The 22,415-nt window shown below is 60.8% G+C and carries 25 protein-coding genes and 1 tRNA gene; 11 read left to right on the plus strand and 15 right to left on the minus strand.

Going from position 1 to position 22,415, the window contains the following annotated elements; genetic code table 11:
* Positions 1-46: 46 nt before the first annotated feature.
* A complete protein-coding gene (locus H7C19_RS27185; RefSeq protein WP_185672238.1) occupies positions 47-1,099 on the minus strand; it encodes an LCP family protein in 1,053 nt (350 codons plus the stop codon).
* A 430-nt stretch (positions 1,100-1,529) separates the two neighbouring features.
* On the opposite strand from H7C19_RS27185, the gene serS reads away from it, so the two are divergent.
* Positions 1,530-2,843 carry a serine--tRNA ligase gene (gene serS, locus H7C19_RS27190; protein WP_185672239.1) on the plus strand — a complete coding sequence of 438 codons (1,314 nt, stop codon included), beginning with the start codon at positions 1,530-1,532 and terminating at the stop codon, positions 2,841-2,843.
* A gap of 86 nt (positions 2,844-2,929) precedes the next feature.
* Here the strand turns inward: serS and H7C19_RS34470 are convergent, their stop codons facing one another.
* The 3 genes from H7C19_RS34470 to H7C19_RS27205 form a co-directional block, all read right to left on the minus strand.
* On the minus strand, positions 2,930-3,388 hold the full coding sequence (locus H7C19_RS34470) for a hypothetical protein (RefSeq protein WP_221469509.1): 459 nt from the start codon (positions 3,386-3,388) through the stop codon (positions 2,930-2,932).
* 26 nt (positions 3,389-3,414) lie between these two features.
* On the minus strand, positions 3,415-4,614 hold the full coding sequence (locus tag H7C19_RS27200; RefSeq protein ID WP_185672240.1) for a ParM/StbA family protein: 1,200 nt from the start codon (positions 4,612-4,614) through the stop codon (positions 3,415-3,417).
* A 207-nt stretch (positions 4,615-4,821) separates the two neighbouring features.
* Positions 4,822-5,730, minus strand: coding sequence for a LysR family transcriptional regulator (locus H7C19_RS27205; RefSeq protein WP_185672241.1), 909 nt, complete (start codon positions 5,728-5,730; stop codon positions 4,822-4,824).
* 158 nt (positions 5,731-5,888) lie between these two features.
* Here H7C19_RS27205 and H7C19_RS27210 point away from each other — a divergent pair, with 158 nt between their 5' ends.
* From H7C19_RS27210 to H7C19_RS27225, 4 genes are read left to right on the plus strand one after another with little or no spacing between them, the layout of a single operon-like run.
* A complete protein-coding gene (locus H7C19_RS27210) occupies positions 5,889-7,022 on the plus strand; it encodes an extracellular solute-binding protein (protein WP_221469505.1) in 1,134 nt (377 codons plus the stop codon).
* A gap of 3 nt (positions 7,023-7,025) precedes the next feature.
* Complete coding sequence (locus H7C19_RS27215) at positions 7,026-8,717, plus strand: ABC transporter permease (RefSeq protein WP_185672242.1); 1,692 nt, start codon at positions 7,026-7,028, stop codon at positions 8,715-8,717.
* Positions 8,714-9,967 carry an ABC transporter ATP-binding protein gene (locus tag H7C19_RS27220; protein WP_185672243.1) on the plus strand — a complete coding sequence of 418 codons (1,254 nt, stop codon included), beginning with the start codon at positions 8,714-8,716 and terminating at the stop codon, positions 9,965-9,967. The genes H7C19_RS27215 and H7C19_RS27220 overlap by 4 nt, the downstream gene beginning before the upstream one ends.
* A 13-nt stretch (positions 9,968-9,980) precedes the next feature.
* On the plus strand, positions 9,981-10,613 hold the full coding sequence (locus H7C19_RS27225) for a metallophosphoesterase (RefSeq protein WP_185672244.1): 633 nt from the start codon (positions 9,981-9,983) through the stop codon (positions 10,611-10,613).
* 109 nt (positions 10,614-10,722) lie between these two features.
* On the opposite strand, the gene rpsR is transcribed toward H7C19_RS27225, so the two are convergent.
* From rpsR to rpsF, 3 genes are all read right to left on the minus strand, one after another.
* Entirely contained in the window at positions 10,723-11,067 is a 345-nt protein-coding gene (gene rpsR / locus H7C19_RS27230) for a 30S ribosomal protein S18 (protein WP_185672245.1), read from the minus strand.
* A 21-nt stretch (positions 11,068-11,088) separates the two neighbouring features.
* Positions 11,089-11,628, minus strand: coding sequence for a single-stranded DNA-binding protein (ssb, locus tag H7C19_RS27235; protein ID WP_185672246.1), 540 nt, complete (start codon positions 11,626-11,628; stop codon positions 11,089-11,091).
* A 64-nt stretch (positions 11,629-11,692) separates the two neighbouring features.
* Positions 11,693-11,977, minus strand: coding sequence for a 30S ribosomal protein S6 (gene rpsF, locus H7C19_RS27240; protein WP_185672247.1), 285 nt, complete (start codon positions 11,975-11,977; stop codon positions 11,693-11,695).
* Between the two features lie 173 nt (positions 11,978-12,150).
* Here rpsF and H7C19_RS27245 point away from each other — a divergent pair, with 173 nt between their 5' ends.
* The 5 genes from H7C19_RS27245 (at position 12,151) to H7C19_RS27265 (ending at position 16,061) form a co-directional block, all read left to right on the plus strand.
* On the plus strand, positions 12,151-12,333 hold the full coding sequence (locus H7C19_RS27245; RefSeq protein WP_185672248.1) for a YjzC family protein: 183 nt from the start codon (positions 12,151-12,153) through the stop codon (positions 12,331-12,333).
* A gap of 483 nt (positions 12,334-12,816) precedes the next feature.
* On the plus strand, positions 12,817-13,197 hold the full coding sequence (locus H7C19_RS27250; RefSeq protein WP_221469506.1) for a hypothetical protein: 381 nt from the start codon (positions 12,817-12,819) through the stop codon (positions 13,195-13,197).
* A gap of 28 nt (positions 13,198-13,225) precedes the next feature.
* Positions 13,226-13,717 (plus strand): cation:proton antiporter regulatory subunit, encoded by a 492-nt coding sequence (locus H7C19_RS27255; RefSeq protein ID WP_185672250.1) that lies wholly within the window; start codon positions 13,226-13,228, stop codon positions 13,715-13,717.
* A 5-nt stretch (positions 13,718-13,722) separates the two neighbouring features.
* Positions 13,723-14,946, plus strand: coding sequence for a cation:proton antiporter (locus tag H7C19_RS27260; RefSeq protein WP_185672251.1), 1,224 nt, complete (start codon positions 13,723-13,725; stop codon positions 14,944-14,946).
* Between the two features lie 149 nt (positions 14,947-15,095).
* Positions 15,096-16,061, plus strand: coding sequence for a YitT family protein (locus H7C19_RS27265; RefSeq protein WP_185672252.1), 966 nt, complete (start codon positions 15,096-15,098; stop codon positions 16,059-16,061).
* Positions 16,062-16,254: 193 nt separating this feature from the next.
* Here the strand turns inward: H7C19_RS27265 and H7C19_RS27270 are convergent.
* From H7C19_RS27270 to H7C19_RS27285, 4 genes are all read right to left on the minus strand, one after another.
* Positions 16,255-16,345, minus strand: a tRNA-Ser gene (locus H7C19_RS27270).
* A gap of 55 nt (positions 16,346-16,400) precedes the next feature.
* Entirely contained in the window at positions 16,401-16,622 is a 222-nt protein-coding gene (locus H7C19_RS27275; protein WP_185672253.1) for a DUF951 domain-containing protein, read from the minus strand.
* Between the two features lie 3 nt (positions 16,623-16,625).
* On the minus strand, positions 16,626-17,537 hold the full coding sequence (locus H7C19_RS27280; protein ID WP_246469839.1) for a mechanosensitive ion channel family protein: 912 nt from the start codon (positions 17,535-17,537) through the stop codon (positions 16,626-16,628).
* A 27-nt stretch (positions 17,538-17,564) separates the two neighbouring features.
* Positions 17,565-17,816, minus strand: a complete 252-nt coding sequence (locus H7C19_RS27285; protein ID WP_185672254.1) for a putative Se/S carrier protein — start codon at positions 17,814-17,816, stop codon at positions 17,565-17,567.
* A gap of 201 nt (positions 17,817-18,017) precedes the next feature.
* Here H7C19_RS27285 and yyaC point away from each other — a divergent pair, with 201 nt between their 5' ends.
* Entirely contained in the window at positions 18,018-18,635 is a 618-nt protein-coding gene (yyaC, locus tag H7C19_RS27290) for a spore protease YyaC (protein ID WP_185672255.1), read from the plus strand.
* Here the strand turns inward: yyaC and H7C19_RS27295 are convergent.
* From H7C19_RS27295 to H7C19_RS27310, 4 genes are all read right to left on the minus strand, one after another.
* A complete protein-coding gene (locus H7C19_RS27295; RefSeq protein WP_185672256.1) occupies positions 18,610-19,101 on the minus strand; it encodes a DUF4446 family protein in 492 nt (163 codons plus the stop codon). The two genes, yyaC and H7C19_RS27295, sit on opposite strands and share 26 nt — an antisense overlap.
* A gap of 256 nt (positions 19,102-19,357) precedes the next feature.
* Positions 19,358-20,527 (minus strand): aminotransferase class V-fold PLP-dependent enzyme, encoded by a 1,170-nt coding sequence (locus tag H7C19_RS27300; protein ID WP_185672257.1) that lies wholly within the window; start codon positions 20,525-20,527, stop codon positions 19,358-19,360.
* Between the two features lie 197 nt (positions 20,528-20,724).
* On the minus strand, positions 20,725-21,576 hold the full coding sequence (locus H7C19_RS27305) for a ParB/RepB/Spo0J family partition protein (protein ID WP_185672258.1): 852 nt from the start codon (positions 21,574-21,576) through the stop codon (positions 20,725-20,727).
* Positions 21,557-22,330, minus strand: coding sequence for a ParA family protein (locus H7C19_RS27310; RefSeq protein WP_185672259.1), 774 nt, complete (start codon positions 22,328-22,330; stop codon positions 21,557-21,559). Before H7C19_RS27310 ends, H7C19_RS27305 begins: the two co-directional genes overlap by 20 nt.
* Positions 22,331-22,415 lie beyond the last annotated feature (85 nt).

Consider the following 22,415-nt stretch of genomic DNA (forward strand, 5'->3'; position numbering starts at 1 on the left):
CGTCCCCATTATACCACGCCGGAACCCGGCTCACCACGGCTTCTCGTTACGGGTTGACCGATGTCCCGGCCGCGCTTGCCGCGCCTTGCCCGTTGCTCCCGGCAGGCGTGGCGCCGGGCACGGTCAGCGCCGATTCGGGCGTATCCGCGTCGAGCCATTGGGCGATCGTCGCGCGCACGTCCGCGAGATCCTTCTCGTCCGCGAGATAGTACCACAGGTTCTGGGAGCCCATGCGCTTGCCGGTCCCTTTGAGCGTGTAGCTCTGAATGTGATGGTCGGTCTGCAGGAACTGCTTCGCCAGATCCGAGAGCTCGGACGGCGTCAGGTCGGTCTTGAAGTTCTCGCCGACGATGTCGAGCAGATCGGGGATCTTGTTCCATTGCTGGAGCGAGGAAGCCTTGTGCATCAGCGCGTCCAGGAAGACGCGGTTGCGTTCGGTCCGCGCCATGTCGCCGCCCGCATCTTCGCGGTAGCGGACATAGTTTAACGCTTCCTGGCCGGTATAGCTGTCTTTGTTGGCTTTGACCGTGAATTTCTCATGGTCCTTGCCCTTGTTGACGATGTCTTTGCCGATCGGCAGCGGGATGCCGCCCAGCGTGTCGACCGCCTTCACGAACCCTTGGAAGTTGATCGATCCGTAGTGGGCGATCGGCGCGTCGAGCAGCTTGGCCGCGCTGTTCACGGCCATCTCCGCGCCGCCGAACGCGTAGGCGTGGGTGATCTTATCCTGTTTGCCCTTGCCCACGATCTCGGCGTACGTATCCCGGGGAATCGAGACCATCAGCACGTTGCCGTCCTTAGGCCGGACGACCGTATAGATCATCGTATCGGATCGTCCGCGCTCCTTGCCCCGCGCGTCTACGCCGAGCAGCAGCAGGCCGAACGGCTCCCGGACGGTCGGCGTCGCTTCCGGCGTCGCCGTGCCGCCGTTGATCGGCTCGTATGAGCCCGCCAGCCTCTCCTCCACTTGCTTCGATAGGAACGCATCGTATCCCCAGGCGGCGAGCGCGCCGCGATTCGCGTATCCGATGCCTGCCGCGACGATCAGCACGACGAGCGCGCTGAGCAGGGTCACTCTAAGTTTGCGCTGTTTATTCATGGTGCTATAGCCTCTTTCCTAATTTATAATTATGCCTTCGTATTCATTACGAATGGGACCGAAGTTTTGTTACAAACAGATTACAGTAACGCAACCTGATGTTGCCGCCGCTTCCAACCCGCTTTTTTCCTGCGTTGGCTGCGTTCGCCTGCTTGATTAACGGACCGGGAATCGGATATACTGGATGACAAATCATAACGAACAAACGGCCTATGAAGAGCATCCAACTCGGAGGCGTTCTCGTTAAAGGGATCCGGCGATCCCTCAAGTCAACCGGCACCGCCCGTTATCGCGGAACCAGAGCGGATCGAACGCCTCGCGCGTTCGGTCAAGTTGGGTGGCACCGCGAGCATAAGCGCTCCTCGTCCCATACGGATGAGGGCGCTTTTTGTTTTTTTTGCCATCTACGGGAAAAGGAGCGCGGTGCAACATGTTGGACATCAAATGGATACGGGATCGCGAGGAAGAGGTGCAGCTCGCGGCGGATCGGAAGCATATCGCCCTCTCGGTGAAGGCGCTGCTGGAGCTGGACGATCGGAAGCGGCGCCTGCTGGCGGAGGTCGAGGAGCTCCGGCGCCAGCGCAATGAGCGTTCGAAGCAGGTCGAGGCGCTGATGCGGAGCGGAGCGCGCGAAGCCGCCGAGGAGGCGCAAGCGGCGATCGCCCGCGCGAAGGCGGAACAGGCGGCGGCCGAGGCCGATCTGCGGGAGGCCGAGCGGCAGCTCGGCGAGATGCTGCTGCGCGTGCCGAACACGGTCTCGCCCGATACGCCCGACGGCGATTCGGACGCGGACAATGTCGAGCTTCGGCGGGTCGGAGAGCCCGCCGCGTTCGACTTCGCCTACCGCGATCACGTCTCGCTGTGCGAGCTGCACGGGATGCTCGACCTTGCGCGCGGCGCGAAGACGGCTGGCAGCCGACATTACTATCTGAAGGGGACGGGCGCGCTGCTGCATCGGGCCGTTCAGCAGCTCGCCGTCGACATGCTGCTGCGCAAAGGATTCACGCTGATGGACGTGCCGCTCATCGTGCGCGGGGAGGCGCTGACGGGGGCCGGGTTCTTCCCGCTCGGCCAAGACCAGGTCTACCGCCTGGACGAGGAAGACCTATGGCTGGTCGGCACCTCGGAGGCGTCGCTCGTATCGTACTGCGCGAACGAGGTGCTGGATCTCGCGCAGCCGCTGCGTCTGGCCGCCGCTTCGACCTGCTTCCGCAGCGAGATCGGGTCGGCCGGGCGGGACGTGCACGGTCTCTACCGCGTCCATCAATTCGCCAAGGTCGAGCAGGTCGTCGTCTGCGAAGCCGATCCCGCGGTGTCGGACGCCATGCTCCATGAGATTACCGCCCATGCCGAGGAGCTGCTCCAGCTGCTGGAGCTGCCATACCGGGTCGTGGCCGTATGCGCGGGAGACATGTCGCAGAAGACCTTCAAGCAATTCGACATCGAGACCTGGATGCCGAGCAGAGGCGCGTATGGCGAGACGCATTCGGCTTCGAACCTGCACGACTTCCAAGCGCGCCGTTCGCGTATCCGTTACCGGACGCCCGAGGGCAAGCTCGCGTATGCCCATACGCTGAACAATACGATGGTCGCGACGCCTCGCATCCTCATACCGCTCCTCGAAATCCACCAGGAAGCGGACGGATCGATTCGGATTCCGACCGCTTTGCAGCCATATCTGAATGGATTGGAGCGCATCGCAACACCCAAGGATGACTTCGTAATACCGGGTATTGTCGAGTAGTACTTCGTATTGTATAGAGGTATAAAGAAACACCCAGCCCAACCAAGGATCACTTGGTCATGCTGGGTGTTGCCATGAGGCTTGAATTAGGTCCAAGAAGCGATATCGTCGTCGTCGATGTCGTCGGGAGGGGTCGAATCGGGCTCGTTTGGCGTCGAAAAAGAGGGAGCATTTGTCGAATCCGATGCCTCGGGCTCCGAAGGGGCCGGTGCGGCCGAAGCCGCTTCGGAGGAAGCAGCCGCCTCCGAGGCGCCGGCCGCGATCGTCGAGGTTGCCGCTGCCGAGTTGACCGCGTCCGTAGAGGAGGAAGAATCGGCCGCTTCGGATGCGGGAGCAGCATCGCCCTCGCCGACGAGCGTGCCCCGCTCTGCGGGAATGCAGGTCTGCAGATTGCGCACGCCGTTCTGATGCACCTCATTCTCGATGAGGTAGCGGATCGAGTCCATCAGGTTCGTCTGCGCATTGATCCACGCCATGACGGACGTATTCTCGGTCTTGCGGGTCTTCAGGCTGATATTCTCGCCCGGTTGCTTGGCTTTCTTCACTACGCGTCACCTTCTAAGCTTCAGAGTTAAACCGGCTGTACGGCCTTGCTCTTCAGCGCCTCGAAGATCTTGCCGCGGGCGAAGGCGTCGAGCCCCATCGCATTCAACTGGACAGCGTACTCGGCCGGGATATAGAGGAGCTTCATCTCGCGCTCTTCGCAGATCTGCTTCAGCTGCGGATAGAGGAAGGAGCGCATGAGAATGCTGCCGCCGCCGTACACGCAGATGACGTCGATCTCGTTGCGGGCGCGGGTCAGCTGGCGCTGGACGTGCTGCATGATCTGCCGCCCTTGCGTCTCGAGCGGACGCTTCAGCGTCTTGATGGCGCGCGCGTGGTACTTGTGCTTCGCGTTCTTGATCACGTCGCTGAAGAATTGGCGCGGGCTGTCCGGCAGCTTGATCAGCTTGTTGAAGTCGGCGAGCGCGTCTTCGAGCGCGTACCCGACGCCGTGGTGGCTGCCGTGGACGAATTGGCGGAGGAACTTGTTGCCCTCCGTGATCGGATACTCGGTGGATCCGTCGCCGATATCGACATGGAGGATCCGCTTGTCCTTGAAATAGCTGCCGTTGAACTTCTTGGCGTCCAGCTCGTACGCTTCGGCGAAGTCCTTGAAGATATCGCCCGACCGCCAGCTGCCTTCCGCGTCCTTCTGCAGCGTGAAGATGACGGAAGTCGCCTCCGGCACGACCTTCGTGTAGACGAACGCAATCTTGACGGAGACGCGGTGAATGCCGAGATGGACCGTCACGTGGTGCGTGCCGTTCATGTACCGTTTCTCGAACTTCGCGGCATTCTCGTCGCTATGCTGCGTGACGGGGAGCGCGGCGGCCATGTCGGCATCGACTTCGATGGCGTCCGGCAGCTTCTTCTCTTCCTCGTAGGCTTTCTGGACCGCTACTGCGGCAATCTGCGCCAGCGTGTTCACGATCGGCAGATCCATATCGGACTTCAGGTCGATGCCGATCTGCAGGTTGTCCAGAATCTCGCCGCTCTCTAGCGCGAACTTGCCGATATAGTACATGCCCGGGCGCGCCGCCGGCGAATCGACGGTCACGACGAGCTGCTCCTGCAGGTTCTTAATGAAGCTCTCCGGGGACTGCTCTTCGCTCCAAGGGAGCGTATCTACCGTGCAATTCACGTTCGGCTGCTGAACCAGTCTGCCGTCGATGAGGAGATCGTGTTCGCTGTTCCCATTGTCGTTGCCAACAAAAAAGTGGTATTTCATCTCGTTATCCTCCTTTTTGTATGGGGGTAGGGAGTGGGTTGCGGTCGCTCAGGTACTACCTAGCCTCACGTTCGATTACCAAGCCATACTCTATTACAATTTCCCGCTTCCGCGCCTTTCTCCTGCCTCGCGGGCATTAAGTTAGGAAGTTCTAATCTATCGACATCCAGATGTCGCCAGCCGGACGAAGATGTGCCAAATTTCGCGCTAATCAGAGGCGATTCGCCCGTCCGCGCACCGTTCCCGCATGAACTGGATGAACGTCCGCACGTGGTAGGACAAGACGTCCTCCCTCCGATAGGCGAGGCAGACGAAGCGCCGTCTCACCTTGCCGGGCAGGTCCCGCGCAAGCAGCACTCCCTGCTCGACTTCCTTCTCTACGCTCCGCCAAGGGAGGATGCCGATGCCGATCCCGTACTTCACCGACTCCTTGATCGTCTCGATCGCGCCGAGCTCCATGCGGATGTTCCACTTCAAGCCGTTCTCGTTCGCCCAGATCTCGGACAGCTCCCGCGAGGTCGACCCCTGCTCGTGAACGAGGAAAGGCGTCTCCAGCAGATCCTCGACCGTTAGGCGCGCCAGCCGCGACAGCGGATGGCCGATCGGCAGCACGAGCTTCAGATCGTCCTGCACGAGCGGGACGACATGGATACCCTCGACCGCCGTATCCAGCAGCGAGACGACCGCCACGTCGACCTCGTAGTCCCGCAGCAGACCCAGGATCGCGCCGGCCTGCTTGACCGTGAGGGTCGGGATGACCTGCGGATAGTTCGACTGGAATTCCGCCAGGAAGGGCGGCATGAAGTACGTCGCGGGCGTATAGCTCGCTCCGATCTTGAGCGGTCCCCTCCCCTGCTCCCGGTGCTCCGTCATCAATCTCCCAGCTTCGTCCAGCAGGGCGCATACCCGCCTCGCATAAGGCAGCAGCGTCTGCCCGGCATCGGTCAGCTGCATATTCCGCGGATGCTTGCGGAACAATTCGACGCCTAGCGTCTCCTCCAGCTTTTTGAGGTGAAAACTGACCGTCGGCTGCTTGAGCCGCAGCTCCGAGGCCACTTCCGTCAAAGTCCCGCAGCGGGCGGCGTTCACGAATACGCGCAGTTGCTGAATGTTCATCGGGCATCCCTCCACGCCTAACTATAGATAATATCTATGTTTCTATCAATACCCATAGATGTTATTTAACATAAAGCCGCATCAAGTTTAACCCGTCCCTGACAGTCCTCTCTTAATCTGAGTAGGAACGAAGAACGCAATGGGAGGGTTCAACCAACATGTCACAGATCCAGCAAGGCCGCAAAGGAATGCTGACGGCGCTCGTCGTCGCGGCAGCCGCGCTCGCGACGGCAGCATGCGGCAACAACGGCGAAGCCGCCGGCAACGCCTCGCCTACCTCTTCCGCCACCGCTTCCGGTTCGCCCGCCGAGAGCGGCACGCAGGCGGCAAGCCCAAGCGCCAGCGCCGCGCCGGCCAAGTCGGACGAGCCTCTAGTCGTCTACCTGAACGACTTCGACGAGATCATCAAACCGATGTTCGAAGAGGCGACCGGCTACAAGCTCGAGCTCGTGACGGGCAACGGCGCCGAGATCTCATCGCGCATCGAAGCCGAGAAGGGCAACCCGCACTGGGACGTCGTATGGATGGACGCCATGCCGACGATCAACCAGATGGGCAAGAACGGCCAGCTGCTCGAAGGCTGGACGCCGAGCGATATCGACAACCTGACCGACTTCGCCAAGGCGCTCGTCCCCGCCAATCTCTCTTACTATCCGACCGGCGCCCATGCGGCTTCCGTCATCGTCTACAATACCAAAGCCTTCAACGCGGACTCCGCTCCGAAGACGTGGGCCGATCTGGCGGACGCCAAGTTCAAGGGCACCGTCGGGATGGCCGATCCCGCCGTGGCCGCGCCCGCCTATCCGTTCGTCGCCTGGTTCTTCCAATCCCAAGGCATGGACGGCGGCAAGTCCTACTTCGACAGCTTGATGAAGAACGGCTTGCACGTCTACCCGAAAAATCCGAACGTCGCCAAGGCGCTGACCGGCGGCGAGATCAAAGCGGCCGCCCTCCAGGAGAGCAACGCCTACGTCCTGAAAAACGCGGGAGAGCCCGTCGATATCGTCTGGCCGGCGGAAGGCGCGCCCGCATCGGTCCGCGTAGCCGCCATTCAGAAGAACACGAAGCATGCGGACGCGGCCAAGGCGTTCATCGAATTCCTGCTCGATCCGAAGACGCAGCAATCGCTGATCGACAACGGCGAAGAGAGCTACTTCCAGCCCTCCGCCAAGGGCGTCGCGATGAAGCCGGACCGTTCGCCGGACGCGAAGCTCGTCGTCGCGGAAGCCGAATGGGCGGGCGAGCATGAGGGCGAGATCAAGCAATGGTTCGCCGATCAAGCGGTGAAATAAGCGATGTTCCGCATTCGCGCAAGCGGGAACCGGATGGGCTGGCTCGTGCTGGCCGTCCTGTTCCTGCTTATCCTGCTTCCGCTCGCCGCCGTCGTCATCCAAGTGCTGCTGCCGGGCGTCTTCTTCGGCAATCTGGTCATCGGCGATCTCTCGCTGCTGCTGGACGTGTTCCGCAGACCGCTCTGGCGGGTCTCGCTCCAGCATTCGGTCACGCTCGGCGTCGGCACGACGCTGCTCGGCACCGCCCTCGGCATCGCGCTCGCCATGGTGCGATCCCGCTGGTCGTTCCCGACGGCGCGCCTGCTCGATATGACCGTCTGGCTGCTGATCATTACGCCGTCCTTCATCCTGGCGCAGGGCTGGGTCATGTTCGCTTCCGCGGATGGCATCGCGGCCCAGTGGCTCGGTTGGACGGGACTGCACAAGCTCGTCTTCCAACCGGCGGGGCTGATCGTCGTCATGACGCTCAGCAAGTTCCCGCTCGCTTACTTGACCGTTTATACCGCGTTGGAATGGAAGGTGGACCGGCTGAGCGAAGCGGCCCGGCTCTCCGGCGGCTCGCCGTGGACCGTGTGGCGCACCATTCAAGCGCCACTGCTGCTGCCCGCGTTCTTCTCCGGCGCGATGCTCGTCTTCATGGATACCGTGGGGGACTTCGGGCTCCCCGCCTCCATCGCGACCGTGTTCCGGTTCCCGACGCTGCCTTATTCCATCTATACAGCGTTGTACACGTCGCCGATCCGCTTCGATATGGCCGGCGCGCTGTCTTTCTATCTCGTCCTGCTCATCGCGCTCGCTATGAGCGTCCAGCTGTACGCGATGCGCAAGAGCCGGTTCGACTTCCTTTCCGGACGCGCCACCCGATCCGTCGCCCGGAAACCCGTCAAGGGCGCCTATATTCTGGTCATCGGCAACCTGACGTTTCTGGCCGTCGTGCTCGGCATTCCCTTCGGCTCCAACTTGTTGATGTCCGTCACCGACAACGGCGGAAGCGGCGGCATCACGTTCAAATATTACCGCGCCCTGTTCGCGGGCGACGGTAATCTGGCCAGCGGCTTGATGCACTCGCTCGAGATCGCCGCGGTCGCAGCTATGATCGGTCTCGCGGTCGGCTTCCTAGTCGCCTATGTGCTCACCTATTCGCAGTTCAAGCTGCGCAAAGCGATCGACGTCATCTCGCTCGTCTCGCTCGCCGTCCCCGGCATCGTGCTCGGGATCGGCTACATCTTCATCTGGAATCAAAAGTGGCTTCAGTCGATCGGGCTGCTCCTGTACGGCACGCCATGGATTCTGATCCTGGCCAGCGTGGCGGGCGCGATCCCGGTCATCACGCGGGTCGTGGTCGGCGCGATGGCCAAAGTGCCGCAGCAGCTGTTATCCGCCGCTCAGGTGCAGGGCGCCTCGTTCCGCCAGCGGGTCGCCACCGTGCTCGCTCCCTTAATCAAGGGCGCCCTGCTCTCGGCTGCGCTGGCCGCCTTCGGCGCGAGCGTATTCGACCTCGCCATCGCTTCGGTGCTGTATCCGCCGAACTTCATGACGCTGCCCGTGGTCATCAACAAAGCGTTCGAGAATCTGAAGTTCGGCTATGCCGCTGCGGCCACGCTAACCGGCGGCGGCATCGTCATCGCCATCATCGTCGCGCTAGAGCTGCTGTTCAAACCCGCAAGGAAACGACCAAGGAGAACCTCCCTATGAATCCCATTCTAGAAGTGGAACGTCTCGGCAAGTCTTATGGCGGCCAAACCGCGCTCCGGGAGGTCAGCTTCGCCGTCCACCCGGGCGAGATCATCAGCGTGCTCGGGCCTTCCGGCTGCGGCAAGTCCACCCTGCTCCAGCTGATCGCGGGGCTGGCGCAGCCGGACGCGGGAGAGATCCGGCTGCGCGGCGCGACGGTCGCCTCCGTCTCCCGGCTGGTCCCGCCCGAGAAGCGCCGGATCAACATGGTGTTCCAGGACTACGCCCTGTGGCCGCATATGAACGTCTACGAGAATATCGCCTACGGTCTCCGCCGGCAGCGCACGCCGAATGCCGCGATCCAGGCCAAGATCGGCGAACTCGTCCAGTTGCTGCGCCTGCAAGGACTGGAGGAGCGGCTGCCTCCCCAGCTGTCCGGCGGCCAGCAGCAGCGCGTGGCGATCGCGCGGGCGCTGGCGACCCAGCCCGACCTGCTCCTGCTGGACGAGCCGCTGTCCAATCTCGACATGCGGCTGCGGATCGAGATGCGGACGGAGATGGCCTATCTGTTCCGCCAGCTCGGGACGACGGTGTTCCACGTGACGCACGACCCGGACGAAGCGTTCGCGATGGCCGATCGGCTCGTCATCATGCGTACGGGCGCGATCGATCAGATCGATACGCCCCAAGCCTGCTACCGTCGTCCCGCCACCCGCTCCGCGGCCATGCTGCTCGGTGCCGGCAATCGCCTCGCCGGTCAGCCGACGACCTCGGCAGGACATGCGGCGATCCGCATCGGCGGGACGACGCTCGCGGGCATCGCGCCAGGCGCCGCCCCGGGAATCGCGGCACCGGCCGCGGAGCTGCTCTTCCGCCCGGATGCGGCCGTTTGGCAGGCCGCGTCAGACTGCCGGAACGCGGCGCCGGATGCACGGCTGGAGAGCGCCGCAGCGGCGGAATCCGCTACGACGGCCACGGGCGCGGCCGCGACCGCAGCCGAACCTCCAGCGTTCGCCTCACCGGAAGGGGCGATCTTCTCCGATGCGGCCGTCCTTCGTCTACAGCCTGATCCGGACCCGTCTGCTCCCGCTAACCGGCTGCCGGCCGTCGTCGTGCACAGCGTGTTCGAAGGCAAGCACTGGCGCGTGCTCGCGCGGACGGAGGATGGCCAGAAGCTCAGCTTCCTTCACGAATCCATGCTGGAGACCGACAGCCGAGGATGCCTCGTCCTCCCCGTCTCCGATACGTTCCTCTATCCGTTCGAATCTTGAGAGGTAGATCGCCATGTCACGACTATTCGCTATCTCCGACATCCATGGACATGTCGAAGGCGCGCGTCTGCTGTTAGCGCGCGCCCGCTATGTGCCCGGCACGGACACGCTCGTCCTGCTGGGCGACTTCATCGATCGCGATCCGGCTTCCTGGGGCGCACTGACGTTCATCCGCTCGCTTACCGACCAAGGCGCGATCGCGATCGCCGGCAACATGGAACGGTATATGCTCGAACACGCCCAGAAGGATCAAGCACTGTCGAGCACTTATGAGGAAGAGCTTCGTTTTCTGTCCAAGCTGCCGCTCTACTTCAGGCAAGATCCATACCTGTTCGTTCATGCCGGCATCCGCCCCGGCATTCGGCTGGAGCAGCAATCCGCAGCAGACCTCACCGGGATCCGCCAGGACTTCTGGAGCAGCGATGTTCCGCTTCCCTGCACCGTCGTGTTCGGGCATACGCCCTCCCAGCGGATTGGGGCGAAGCCCGGCGAGCTCTGGCAAGGCGCCGATCGGCTCGGGATCGATACGGGTGCCAAGCACGGGCTGCGCCTCACGCTAGTGGAGCTAACCGGGCATCTCGCATACTCCTGCGCGACCGACCCGTCCGATCTGTACGGCGATCTCCGCACAGACCGATACGCCTAAAATGGAGTCGCCATCTTCCCTGGTAGAAGGCGACACCTCGTTAACGCAAAAAGAATCCCCCGTCGCCCACCGCAAAGTGAGGGGACAGGGGATTCTTATCGGGATTCGATTACTCGGTCGTGTAAGGCAGCAGCGCCATTTGGCGGGAGCGCTTGATCGCTACCGTCAACATGCGTTGGTACTTCGCCTTCGTGCCGGTTACGCGGCGCGGCAGAATCTTGCCACGTTCGCTGATGAACTTGCGGAGCAAGTCCAGATCTTTGTAATCGACGTGAGTGATCTTGTTGACCGTGAAGTAGCACACTTTACGGCGCTTGTTGCGTCCGCGGCGGAACTTGCGGGGCTCGCGTTGTTCGCGATCTCCGCCACCGCCTGGACCGCGGTTCTCACGAGGGGTATACGTACGCTCTTCGCGAGCGGCTGGTGCTGCTGGTGCTGCTTGTTGTTCGCTCATTTATTCTCCGTCCTTCCTGTCTTAGAATGGCAAATCATCGTCCGATATATCGATCGGTCTGCCGTCATCGGCGAATGGATCCGAGTTGTTCCCGCTGTTCCGAGATCCGGAGCTGCGGTTGCTATTGCCGCCGCCGCTATTTCCGCCTCCACCGCCGTACCCGCCGGCGTTGCCGCCGCTGTTGCCTGCGCCGGCGTACTCGTCCCGTCCCGCCGATCCGCCTTCGCGGTTCGGGGATTCGAGGAAGCGTACGTTATCGGCGATAACTTCCGTTACATAGACGCGGCGACCTTCGTTGTTCTCGTAGTTGCGCACTTGAATGCGCCCTTCTACGGCGGCCAGACGGCCTTTCCGAAGGTAATTCGCGCAAGTCTCGGCCAATTGGCGCCACGTTACGATCGGGATGAAGTCCGCCTCGCGTTCGCGTTCTCCTCCGCCGGAATCCCGGGAGAAGGGGCGGTCTACAGCCAGCGTAAATTGGGCTACGGCCACGCCTGCAGGCGTGTAACGAAGCTCGGGATCCTTGGTTAAGCGTCCGATCAGAATGACACGGTTCAACATAGTCGGTTCCCTCCCACGCATTGACGACTCAAACGGCGTTGTCCGCCGGTCTGTCCTGTGCTGCTTAAGCTACGTCGCGTACGACCATGTGACGAATGACTTCGTCCGTGATCTTCAGTACGCGTTCCAGTTCCGTCACTACGTCTGGCGTAGCTTTGAAATGGACCAGCACATACGTCCCGTCGCGGTGTTTGTTGATCTCGTAAGCGAGGCGCTTCTTGCCTTGTACCTCGTGCTTCACGATCTCTCCGCCGTTCGCGATGATGCCTTGGAATTTCTCCACGACAGCTTGAACGGTTTCTTGTTCCACGTCCGGACGGATGATGTACATCAACTCATAGTTGCGCATCTTCCGTTCACCTCCTCTTGGTCTTTGGCCCCCCGCTTTGCATACCGATGGAACATGTCCATGGCCGAGGAGCAAGGAGTATGCGTTCAATCGCATACCTAAATACTTTATCACACTAGGCGGAATACCGCAAGGAAAATCCCGCAACACTAAGGCTCGGGAGGTGATCAGCAATGGGCGAACAGACCGAATTCGAGCCGGGCGACCGCGCGCCGAACGACGGGGAATATATCGAGATCGGCGAAGCATCGTTCCATACCGGCATACAGAATCCGAAGCGCGTCATGATGCAGCGGGGTGAACGATTCCCCGAGACCTCGAACCACAGGCGCAAGTGGAAAAAATTTAATCAGTAGCGCCGCATATTCAAGACCGATTCGGGTCATTCTATTTATCGGCGACGAACAGAGAGGTGTGGTTCCCTTGAACCATTGTAGGCAACAGCCGAAAGAAGACGCGTTCCAAGCGGAGTAGGAAGCGAGGCGTTGTGCTAAAGACACTTGTCTGTAACACACAAATTCGCGTGAGCGATCCGAGTACCGAAGCGCTGGCGCAAGGGCGAGCATGACACGAGTCGTCATGGCAGCATTGCGCGCGAACAGCAACGTTGGTAACGATTAGACTTCGACTTCAATCAACGTCGCCCGGAGGGCCCCGATGTGGGCCCTTCGTTATATTTTAGGGGCTTGACTGCCTTCCGATCCGGTCCATTCCGCGGTATCCGCGAAGCTCGGTTCCGTATTTCCGAGCGTCCCGGTTTGAGAACTCCCCGCGATTTATGGTACCCTTTAAGCAAGACTGCAGGACGGAGAGGAGCGGATGCCGCAATGCACATCTTCATGGCACGGCGCAAGCTGCTGTCCGGTTTAGGCGTTCTCTGGCTGTGCGTCTTGCTCTATGCCTTCCTCCATCCTTCGATTCCCGGCAATTATCAATTGTCCTCGTTCCAGCCGCATTCGCATGCTTCGGAGATGGAGCATGAACGCGCCCCGCAGGACGACAGCGACGGTGGGATCTACAAGGCCGAACGCCGCGTTGCGCTGCCTTTGCTCGTCGTCTCGCTGCTCTTCGCCTTGACGAAGCGGCCGATCCTCGTCCCGCCCGTCTCCATCCGAACCGCCGTAGACGTTTATCTCATCCGCAGAATTCAACTGCTCCTCCCCCTTAAGTTCACCTCTACCTTCGTGGATGCGCGAGCCGGTCTCGTTCATCATTTTTAATCAACCTTTTCACGGAGGGACATCCATCATGAATATTCGCGAATCCGACCTGCCGGGCATCGGCAGAAAGTATCAGTTCCAAGCCCGCTCCGGCGACAAGCTCGTCGTCATTATCCATGACGACGGACGCAGGGAGTTCTATCACTTCGACCACGAAGACCCGGACGACAGCATCTCCATGGTCACGCTGGACGACGACGAGGCGCGGCTGCTCGCGGCGATCGTAGGCGGCATGACTTACAAACCGAAGGCGCTGGAGACGATCGAAGTCGCCCTCGACGATCTGATCATCGAATGGTACAAGGTCGAACCAGGCTCCAAATCGATCGGCCGCACGATCGGCGAGCTCGACATCCGCCAGAGTACCGGCGCTTCGATCATCGCGATCGTCGAAGCCAGCGGCGCCAAGCGCATCACTCCGGGACCTGAGTGCCTCGTCCGGACGGACGCCACGCTCGTCGTGGCCGGCGACCGCCCCAGCTTGAAGAAGATCAAAAGCCTGCTCTCCGGGGGTGATTGATCGGAATGGATCATCTCGTTCTTGAAGTCGGGCTTGCCATCGCGCTCATCGCGGCGGCAGGGCTGATCTCTTCAAAGCTGCGATTTTCGGTCGTCCCCTTTTATATCCTGATCGGCATGGCCGTCGGACCGCACGCTCCCCACTTCTGGCACCTGGACTTCCGCTTCATTCACAGCGAGCCGCTCATCGAATTCATGGGCCGGATCGGCGTGCTGTTCCTGCTGTTCTATCTCGGCCTGGAGTTCTCGGTCGGACGGCTCGTGAAGTCCGGACGGTCCATCGCGATCGGCGGTTCGATCTATATCGGCATCAACTTTACGCTCGGCATTCTGTTCGGACTGGCGGCGGGATTGCCCTTCATGGAGATGCTCGTCGTTGCCGGCATCACGACGATCTCTTCCAGCGCCATCGTGGCCAAGGTGCTCGTCGATCTCAAGCGAACGGCCAATCCGGAGACCGAGATGATCCTCGGCATCATCATGTTCGAGGACGTCTTTCTCGCCGTGTACCTGTCCATCCTCTCCGGCCTCGTGCTTAGCGGCTCCACTTCCTTGGCCGGCATACTCTCCTCCGCCGGAATTGCCCTGGGCTTCATGCTCGCGCTCTTGATCATCGGACGCAAAGCCGTGCCCCTGCTGAATCGCGCGCTCAACATCCGCAGCAACGAGCTGTTCGCGCTCGTCGTGTTCGCCGGGCTGTTCCTCGTCGCCGGCTTGTCGGAGACCGTCCACGTCGCCGAGGCGATCGGCGCGCTGCTGTTCGGGCTTATCATCGCCGAGACGGAGCATATGAAGCGCGTGGAGCATCTCATCCTGCCATTCCGCGATTTCTTCGGCGCCCTGTTCTTCTTCGGCTTCGGACTCACCATCGATCCCTTGGCGCTCGGAGGCGCGGTCTGGCTGTCGCTAGGCGCCGTCCTGCTGACGCTGGTCGGCAACTTCGTCGCCGGGATGCTGGCCGGGCGCACCGCGAAGCTCTCGCCCAAGGCGTCCGCCAACATCGGCCTCACCATCGTCTCCCGCGGGGAGTTCTCGATCATCGTCGCCAACATCGGCAAGGCCGGCGGCCTGCTCGCCATCCTGCAGCCTTTTGCCGCCTTGTACGTCTTGATCCTCGCGATCCTGGGTCCGCTGCTCACCAAGGAATCCAAGCTGATCTTCAAGCTGCTGAACAAAGTGCTGCCGCTGGACCGGCGCGAACGGCGCAAGTCGCCGCAGCCGCCGGGCTAACATCCTACCGGCTTCGGCCGGGCCTGTCGATGGATCCGCTCACGCTCCGCGACGGGCGCGGCCGGAGCCCAGCGCCATGTACATGCCAATGCTCGCTCGCGATATCCGGCAGTCGCGCGCTCCGCGCGGCTGCCGCAAGGAGGGGTAGCATGGATTTACGAATGAAGCGATTGGGAGGCTTCGGAGCATTCGGCTCCAGGATGCTGCGTCTCGGATCGGGCGCCTGGACCGCTTCGGCCGGACTGGAGCTGTTCTTGTTCCCCCACGGCATCTTCGTCGGCGGCGCCTCCGGCTTCGCGTCGCTGCTCGGCGGATTCGCCGGCATACGGCCGGGTCTATGGCTCCCGATTCTGAATCTGCCGCTTTTTCTGATCATGTATCGACATTCGCCCAAGCAAGAGCGGTTGTGGGCGCTCTATGCGCTCGGCATGTTCTCGCTGGCCGCCTCGGTGCTGCATCCCCGTCCTGCGCTGACCGAGCATCCGCTGCTCGCCGCAGCCTTCGGCGGCATCTGCTTCGGCATCGGCGTCGGGATCGTCCTGCGCGGCGGAGCGCTGCTGGACGGCATCGCCGCCCACGTCTCCGCGCTGCCGGGGATCAGAGGGCTCCGGCTCTCCCGGAGCCGTCGGCCGGCCCGTGCGTCGGCTTCAGCTGCATCGGCTCTGCCCGTCTCGACAACTCCGATAGCTCCGACGGCTCCGATGGCTGCGGCTGCCCCGCGCGTGATCCTGAACAGACACGCCGTCATCGCGTTTAACGCGGGCCTCCTGAGCGTCTGTTGGTGGCTGTATGGCATCGAGGCCGCCTTCTATTCGCTGCTCGCGCTGCTGGCGGCCGCCTGCGCGATCGGCACCGGCGCCGCCGGTCTATCCGCCCGACGGGTGGCTTGCGTGAAGAGCAGCCGAACCGCAGCCATCCGCCAGGCGGTCTCCGCAGAGCTTGGACTGACGCCGATCTGGTCCTCCGATGGCGATATGACGGCCTATCCGGTCTACCGTGTCGACGCCGTTCGGCTTGCCGCCATCGCCCGCGCCATCGATGCCGACTGCACCATCCATATTAGGTCATTGAGGCAGTCTATCCACCCTGCGGACGAAGAGAGACCTTCCCCTTGAGGAAGGTCTCTCTTCATGAATGCCGACTGCCGGCGGCGATCAGCGATCTGCCACGCGCCCATGTCCTGCTGACGGTCGCTTCCTGCCATCCTTTGCAGGGGATGACCGGATTTAGGCCGTAAGGCGACATCGCAATAGGGCTAAAGGCATCAAAAAAGCGGTTCTCTAGGAGAACCGCTCTGTCTGCTAAGTATGGCGGAGAGGGTGGGATTCGAACCCACGCACGCCTTGCGACGCCTAGATGATTTCGAGTCAACCCCCTTGGACCACTTGGGTACCTCTCCGCAGCAAGTAGAATAATATCACATTTTAGGACAGACCGCAACTGGATCCTGACTCCTAATTTTCCTCCGATGGGACATGCCCTTCTTCGGCCGAACGCAGCACCTTTTTCAAGCTCTTCTCGAACTTGATTCTAGGCAGCAGAATACTGTGCTTGCACTTCACGCACTTGATGCGGATATCCATCCCCATGCGGATAATCTCCATCTCGTTGGCGCCGCACGGATGCTGCTTCTTCATCTGCACGACGTCCCCGAGTTGGAACTCCTTCCTCTCCATCGCCTATCCCCCCGTTCGCTCCATCGCTTCCACCGAGTAGTATCGCGGATTGCCCGCCGCTTCGAATGCTTTCTTCGTCTCCGCATTCAGATGCCGGGTGACCGCCGCCTGCTGATTCGGACGGCACAGCACCGTTAGCCGCAGCACGACATCGGCGCCGCCCATCGATTGGATGCCCAGGTAGTCGACCGGTCCAAGCGCGTTCGCGTCTTCGAACTTGGCGGCCACGCCGCGGACGACCTCCACGACATGATCGAGCTGCTCCGTCGCCGGCACCGACACATCGACGACGGCGAGCGAGTTGTTCACCGAGAAGTTCGTGACGTCCGAGATGTTGCCGTTCGGCAGAATGAAGACTTCGCCGGTCCAACTGCGGATGCGCGTCGCGCGCAGGCCGATCATCTCCACCGTTCCCCGGAACTTGCCCCCGACCTCGATGACGTCGCCGACGGAGAAGTGATCTTCCAGAATGATGAAGAAACCCGTGATGACGTCCTTCACCAGACTCTGCGCGCCGAAGCCGATCGCGAGACCGAGCACGCCCGCGCCGGCCAGCAGGGGCGCTAGATTGATATGGAACTCGCCCAGAATCATCAGAAGGACTACGAAGTTAATCACATAGGCGGCCGTGTTCTTCAGGAGCTTGCCGACCGTCTGCACCCGTCTCGTCCGAAGCTTGAGCCGCTTCGAGGCGCGGACGTCCGTCAGATGATCGATCACGCGGTTCAGGATGATTCGTGCGATCCGGCTGAAGATCAGAATGAGGAGGATGCGCAGGAATACTTTGAGCACATTCATCCACATGTCGGTGTCGCTGACCGAATCCCAGATGTCCTGTATGAATTTCTCCCACAGATGCGTCTTGTCCGCAATCAGGCTCAAGGCCATTCCTTGCACCCGTTCATAGCCGATCATCCAATTCCCCTCCGTTGTTCCCGTCGCCTATCGGATCTGCTCGTACCCGCCCGCCTCAGCGAGCGGCCGGAATAGACCGCGGATCTCTACCTTCTCTTCCTCGATAACTTGCGCGACCGTCTGAAGATCTTCGGCAGGGAACTCGATAGACAAGGCGCAGCCTGCCGTAATCTCCTTCGGCGTAGGTCTTATATCAATCTCAATGTCCGCGTACTCAAGCAGCATCTCCGCTCGAAGCGCCTGCTGGGTGGAGTCGAACGCAATCAGGATAGACGCCATCCCCATCTTCCCTCCCCAAGTAAACCCGGCTTTGCCGTCTTCCGGCGATACGTTTTTATCGTCGGTCATACCGTAATGAATAGGCGTAAAACTTATACATTCTGTATGACGAACGATAGCCTTAGATTACATCAGCAAGTATAAATGCCCCGCCCCGTCCATATACTAGTAACATTCCATGGGAGGAGGCGAAGCAGGCGAATGAATGGCGCTTGGGAGAAACGGCCCGGCTCCGCGAACGAAGCGGCCGCGCTCTCTTTAAAGATTCCTTATAACGAACCTTCCGTTACGCAGCGCATCACGCAGCGGCTTGAGAGCCACATTGCGCATCTGGCCCCGGAGCGCCGCATCGTCGTCGTCTGCGTCGGCACCGACCGGTCTACCGGCGATTCGCTCGGCCCCCTGGTGGGCAGCACGCTCGCCCGCGAGCAGAGCGGGATGTTCGACCTGTACGGCACGCTCGACGATCCCGTTCATGCGATGAATCTGAGCGACACGCTGCTCAAGATCATGCGTACTTCGCGGCAGCCGTTCGTGATCGCGATCGACGCTTGTCTTGGACAAGTCTCCAGCGTCGGCTGCATCCAGCTCGGCTCGGGGCCCGTGAGGCCCGGCGCCGGCGTCAACAAGGATCTGCCGCCGGTCGGCGATATCCATATGACCGGCATCGTGAATGTCGGCGGCTTCATGGAGTACTTCGTGCTGCAGAATACGCGGCTGAATCTCGTCATGAAGATGTCCGACGTCATCTCGCAATGCCTGCTCGCGGCGATCCGCAGTGCGCGCGGTGCCGTTATCCCTTTTGCGTTGCCTGAGTGATCGCCGTCTTCTCTTCCGGCGACAGCATGTAGGCGGATTGACCTTTGTCCAGCGGCTTCGCGTACAGGAACGCCTGTTCTCTGCTATGAATGCCGGTGATGACGACGCCGTCTTGGTCGTCGTTGACGATCGCGATGGAGAAGCTCAAGTCGCTGCCTTGATCCGAGAATGCGTTGAATCGATGAACGCCGACCCGCCCCTTGAGCGCGGCCAGGCGTTTCTCTTGTTGATCGAGATGCGTGTCTTGGCGCGCTTGCCGCGACTCTACTTCGGACAGCTTGCGATGCAGCGCATCCATGACATCCTCCAGCTGCGCGACGCCCGTCTCGCCCACCAGCTTGCGGTGCGACTTGCGAAGCTTGGACAGCCTCGTCGTGAGCGCGATCACCCAGATTAGCACGATTAATAGAAGAAGTCCTTCCGCGGCGGCAATCCCGAACCACACATTCTCATCCGTTACGTTCATGCTAGTCTCCCCCAGATTCCGTCTTGCGTAATGCCTCGTTGACGCCCGTTCGCGCATCCGATAGGCGCAGTTCCGCCTCTTCGGTTACGGTTCGTCTCCGTTAGAAAAGTCTCGTCCGCCAGTGAGCGCGGCAAGGCCGTTTTTCACTTGATCTTGCATCATTAAGCAAGTTCACGCTTACTCCTATCCGGACGATCTCCGATAAAAAACGTCTTGTCCGATTCCTAGAGCGGCGAATCCGTTATTGTTGCTTCCATTAATGTGCGCGCAGCGTCTCGCCGATCTCCCGAACCGCCGCGACCAAAGATACGATGTCCGATTCTTCCGTAAAATATCCTGCGCTGGCACGGACTGCGCCTGTCTCCAGCGTCCTCGCGCTCTCATGTCCCAGCGGCGTGCAGTGGAACCCCGAGCGGACCGCGATGCCGAACTGCCGGTCCAGCAGGAACGCCATCTCGGCCGGGTCGATGCCTTCCATGACGAAGGAGACGATCGCGGTGCGTTCGATCGCAGGCTCCGGCCCTAACAGCCGCAGACCGGGAATCTCCTGCAACCCCGCCATCATCTGGCGCGTCAACGACAACTCCTTGGCATGGATGCGCTCCACCGTCTCGGCCAGGACGAACTTCACGCCCTCCGTCAGCCCGGCGATCCCGACCGTGTTCGGCGTCCCCGCCTCATACCGGTCCGGGCGCACCGCAGGCTGCTCCGGGGCTTCCGATCGGCTCCCCGTCCCGCCGTGCATTAACGGCTCCAGATCCAGCTCCGGGTGGATATAGAGCCCTCCTGTCCCCTGCGGACCCATTAATCCCTTGTGTCCCGGGAATGCCAGAAGATCGATATTCATCGCGCCGACATCGATGTCGAGCACGCCGGCGCTCTGCGCCGCGTCGACCAGCAGGCGTATGCCCGCTCGCTTCGTGATCTCGCCGATCTCCGCAATCGGCAGGATCGACCCTAGCAAGTTGGAGCTATGCGTGGCCGCTACCAGCTTCGTCTCCAGGCGGATCGCTTCTCTCAATGCGGTTAAATCTAGCATGCCGCGTTCATCGGTAGCGACATACGTGACGGCTATCCCCAGCTTGCGCTTCAGCGCTTCCAGCGGCCGCCGGACCGAATTGTGCTCGACCGACGTGGAGATCACGTGATCGCCGGGCTTCAGCAGCCCTTGGATCGCCAAGTTCAAGCTATGCGTCGTATTCAAGGTAAAGGCAATATCGTTCGGATTGGCGATACGGAACAACCGCGCGAGCGCTCTGCGTCCCTCGAACAGCACCCGACTGGCGCGTACCGCCATGTCGTGGCTGCCTCTTCCCGGGTTCGCGGCAGCCTCTCGCATGCAGCGCTCCATCGCCTCCATGACGGCCGGCGGCTTCGGCCAGGACGTGGCCGCATTGTCCAGATAGAGGATCGGTCGGTTATTCATATCAGCCCTCCGTCATCTTCAACACAAGTAAACCCGGCTTCGCCCTCTGCTCGAGAGAGCGGCAAGCTGTTATCGGAGATCATACGGAATGGAACAAGCGTAAATCTTAAAAGTCCTATAGGATCAAGGATAGCATACCTAAGTTTAATCCTTCGCCAGGAAGATTACAACTCGGGTATGCTATCGTGAAGTGCCGCTTATGCGTTCGCTTGGAGAATCTCCAGCAGACGTTCCAGATCGCCTTTTCCGAAATAGGCCAGTTCGATTCTGCCCTTGTCCTTATTCGGCTTAATCCGCACGGTCGTCTGGAATCTCTCCCGCAGCGTCTCTTCCATTTGTTCGATATAGGGATCGCGTTTCTTGGTCTTGGGCTTCGCCTTGGTGCCCTTCACGCCGGCATCGATCTGCTGCACGGCGTCTTCCAGCTCGCGGACGCTCCAGTTGTGCTGCACCGTCAGCTTCGCCATCTCCCGGCGCTTGGCGTCTTCCTTGATGCCTGCGAGCGCCCGCGCGTGACCCATGGACAATGTTCCACGTGAAACATGATCCTTGATCTCGTCCGGCAGCGCCAGCAATCGCAGGAAGTTCGCGATGTGCGAACGGGATTTGCCGACTTTGAGCGAGAGCTCCTCCTGGGTGAGCGAGAATTGGTTCATGATCGCTTGATAGGCGATCGCGACCTCGATGGCATTCAAGTCCTCGCGCTGAACGTTCTCGATCAGCGCGATCTCCATCACCTGCTGATCGCTATAGGAACGAACGACCGCCGGGATCGTCGGATTGCCGAGCAGCTGCGAGGCCCGGAAGCGCCGCTCGCCCGCGATGATCTCGAACCCGCGGAGCGCCGTCCGAACGATAATCGGTTGAATGACGCCATGCTCGCGGATCGATTCGGCCAATTCCTTGATCGCTTCGTCGTCGAATGTCTTGCGGGGCTGATAGGGGTTGGCACGCAACTGCGCCAATGGGATCTCTACAATCTTGTCGTCTTCCTTAATCGACAGAGACGTGATGAGCGCGTCGAGACCTTTACCTAGCCGCTTGCTCATACGTAATCACTTCCTTCGCCAGCTCGAGATACACCTCGGCGCCTTTTGATTTCGGATCGTACGTGATGATGGACTGACCGTGGGAGGGCGCTTCGCTCAGCCGGACATTACGCGGAATTACCGTCTGATAAACTTTCTGCTGGAAATACTTCTTCACTTCTTCGATGACTTGGATGCCGAGATTCGTGCGCGCGTCGAACATTGTCAGAAGGACGCCTTCGATCTGCAGCGACGTGTTCAGATGCTTCTGAACGAGCCGGATCGTATTGAGCAGTTGGCTGAGTCCTTCGAGCGCGTAATATTCGCACTGAATCGGGATGATGACCGAGTCCGAAGCCGTCAGGGAATTAATCGTTAGGATGCCTAACGACGGCGGGCAGTCGATCAGAATATAGTCGAATTCATTGCGTACCATCGCCAATGCCTTCTTCAGGCGAACTTCGCGGGAGATGGTCGGGACAAGCTCGATCTCCGCGCCAGCCAGCTGGATCGTAGCCGGGATCAGCTTCAGATTGGGCAGACCCGTGTCCACGATGGCTTTCTTCGGATGGATCTCGTTGATGAGAATGTCATAGATGCAATATTCCACGTCGGCCTTGTTGATTCCGATGCCGCTCGTCGTATTGCCTTGGGCGTCGATATCTACGATGAGCACTTTACGTCCCAGCGTAGATAGACAGGCGCCAAGGTTGACGGCGGTCGTCGTCTTCCCGACACCGCCCTTTTGATTGGCAATGGCAATTATTTTGGACAAACCGTTCACCTCATTGTTGACTTCCTCGCCGCATGAAGCCCCGGCGCTGCGCGTATCCGTACTCCCTTCCGCGGAGGAGAGACGG

Source organism: Cohnella nanjingensis (assembly GCF_014212125.1).
GTDB lineage: Bacteria > Bacillota > Bacilli > Paenibacillales > Paenibacillaceae > Cohnella > Cohnella nanjingensis.

Coding starts and splice junctions, on each gene's coding strand:
- H7C19_RS27215 (WP_185672242.1), top strand. CDS start 7,026: ATGTTCCGCATTCGCGCAAGCGGGAACCGGATGGGCTGGCTCGTGCTG.
- H7C19_RS27205 (WP_185672241.1), bottom strand. CDS start 5,730: ATGAACATTCAGCAACTGCGCGTATTCGTGAACGCCGCCCGCTGCGGG.
- H7C19_RS27305 (WP_185672258.1), bottom strand. CDS start 21,576: ATGAGCAAGCGGCTAGGTAAAGGTCTCGACGCGCTCATCACGTCTCTG.
- H7C19_RS27225 (WP_185672244.1), top strand. CDS start 9,981: ATGTCACGACTATTCGCTATCTCCGACATCCATGGACATGTCGAAGGC.
- H7C19_RS27220 (WP_185672243.1), top strand. CDS start 8,714: ATGAATCCCATTCTAGAAGTGGAACGTCTCGGCAAGTCTTATGGCGGC.
- H7C19_RS27200 (WP_185672240.1), bottom strand. CDS start 4,614: ATGAAATACCACTTTTTTGTTGGCAACGACAATGGGAACAGCGAACAC.
- H7C19_RS27275 (WP_185672253.1), bottom strand. CDS start 16,622: ATGGAGAGGAAGGAGTTCCAACTCGGGGACGTCGTGCAGATGAAGAAG.
- yyaC (WP_185672255.1), top strand. CDS start 18,018: ATGAATGGCGCTTGGGAGAAACGGCCCGGCTCCGCGAACGAAGCGGCC.
- H7C19_RS27265 (WP_185672252.1), top strand. CDS start 15,096: ATGGATTTACGAATGAAGCGATTGGGAGGCTTCGGAGCATTCGGCTCC.
- H7C19_RS27260 (WP_185672251.1), top strand. CDS start 13,723: ATGGATCATCTCGTTCTTGAAGTCGGGCTTGCCATCGCGCTCATCGCG.
- ssb (WP_185672246.1), bottom strand. CDS start 11,628: ATGTTGAACCGTGTCATTCTGATCGGACGCTTAACCAAGGATCCCGAG.
- serS (WP_185672239.1), top strand. CDS start 1,530: ATGTTGGACATCAAATGGATACGGGATCGCGAGGAAGAGGTGCAGCTC.
- H7C19_RS27210 (WP_221469505.1), top strand. CDS start 5,889: ATGTCACAGATCCAGCAAGGCCGCAAAGGAATGCTGACGGCGCTCGTC.
- H7C19_RS27285 (WP_185672254.1), bottom strand. CDS start 17,816: ATGGCGTCTATCCTGATTGCGTTCGACTCCACCCAGCAGGCGCTTCGA.
- H7C19_RS27250 (WP_221469506.1), top strand. CDS start 12,817: ATGGCACGGCGCAAGCTGCTGTCCGGTTTAGGCGTTCTCTGGCTGTGC.
- H7C19_RS27300 (WP_185672257.1), bottom strand. CDS start 20,527: ATGAATAACCGACCGATCCTCTATCTGGACAATGCGGCCACGTCCTGG.
- H7C19_RS27245 (WP_185672248.1), top strand. CDS start 12,151: ATGGGCGAACAGACCGAATTCGAGCCGGGCGACCGCGCGCCGAACGAC.
- H7C19_RS27295 (WP_185672256.1), bottom strand. CDS start 19,101: ATGAACGTAACGGATGAGAATGTGTGGTTCGGGATTGCCGCCGCGGAA.
- H7C19_RS27255 (WP_185672250.1), top strand. CDS start 13,226: ATGAATATTCGCGAATCCGACCTGCCGGGCATCGGCAGAAAGTATCAG.
- H7C19_RS27185 (WP_185672238.1), bottom strand. CDS start 1,099: ATGAATAAACAGCGCAAACTTAGAGTGACCCTGCTCAGCGCGCTCGTC.
- rpsF (WP_185672247.1), bottom strand. CDS start 11,977: ATGCGCAACTATGAGTTGATGTACATCATCCGTCCGGACGTGGAACAA.
- H7C19_RS27280 (WP_246469839.1), bottom strand. CDS start 17,537: ATGATCGGCTATGAACGGGTGCAAGGAATGGCCTTGAGCCTGATTGCG.
- rpsR (WP_185672245.1), bottom strand. CDS start 11,067: ATGAGCGAACAACAAGCAGCACCAGCAGCACCAGCCGCTCGCGAAGAG.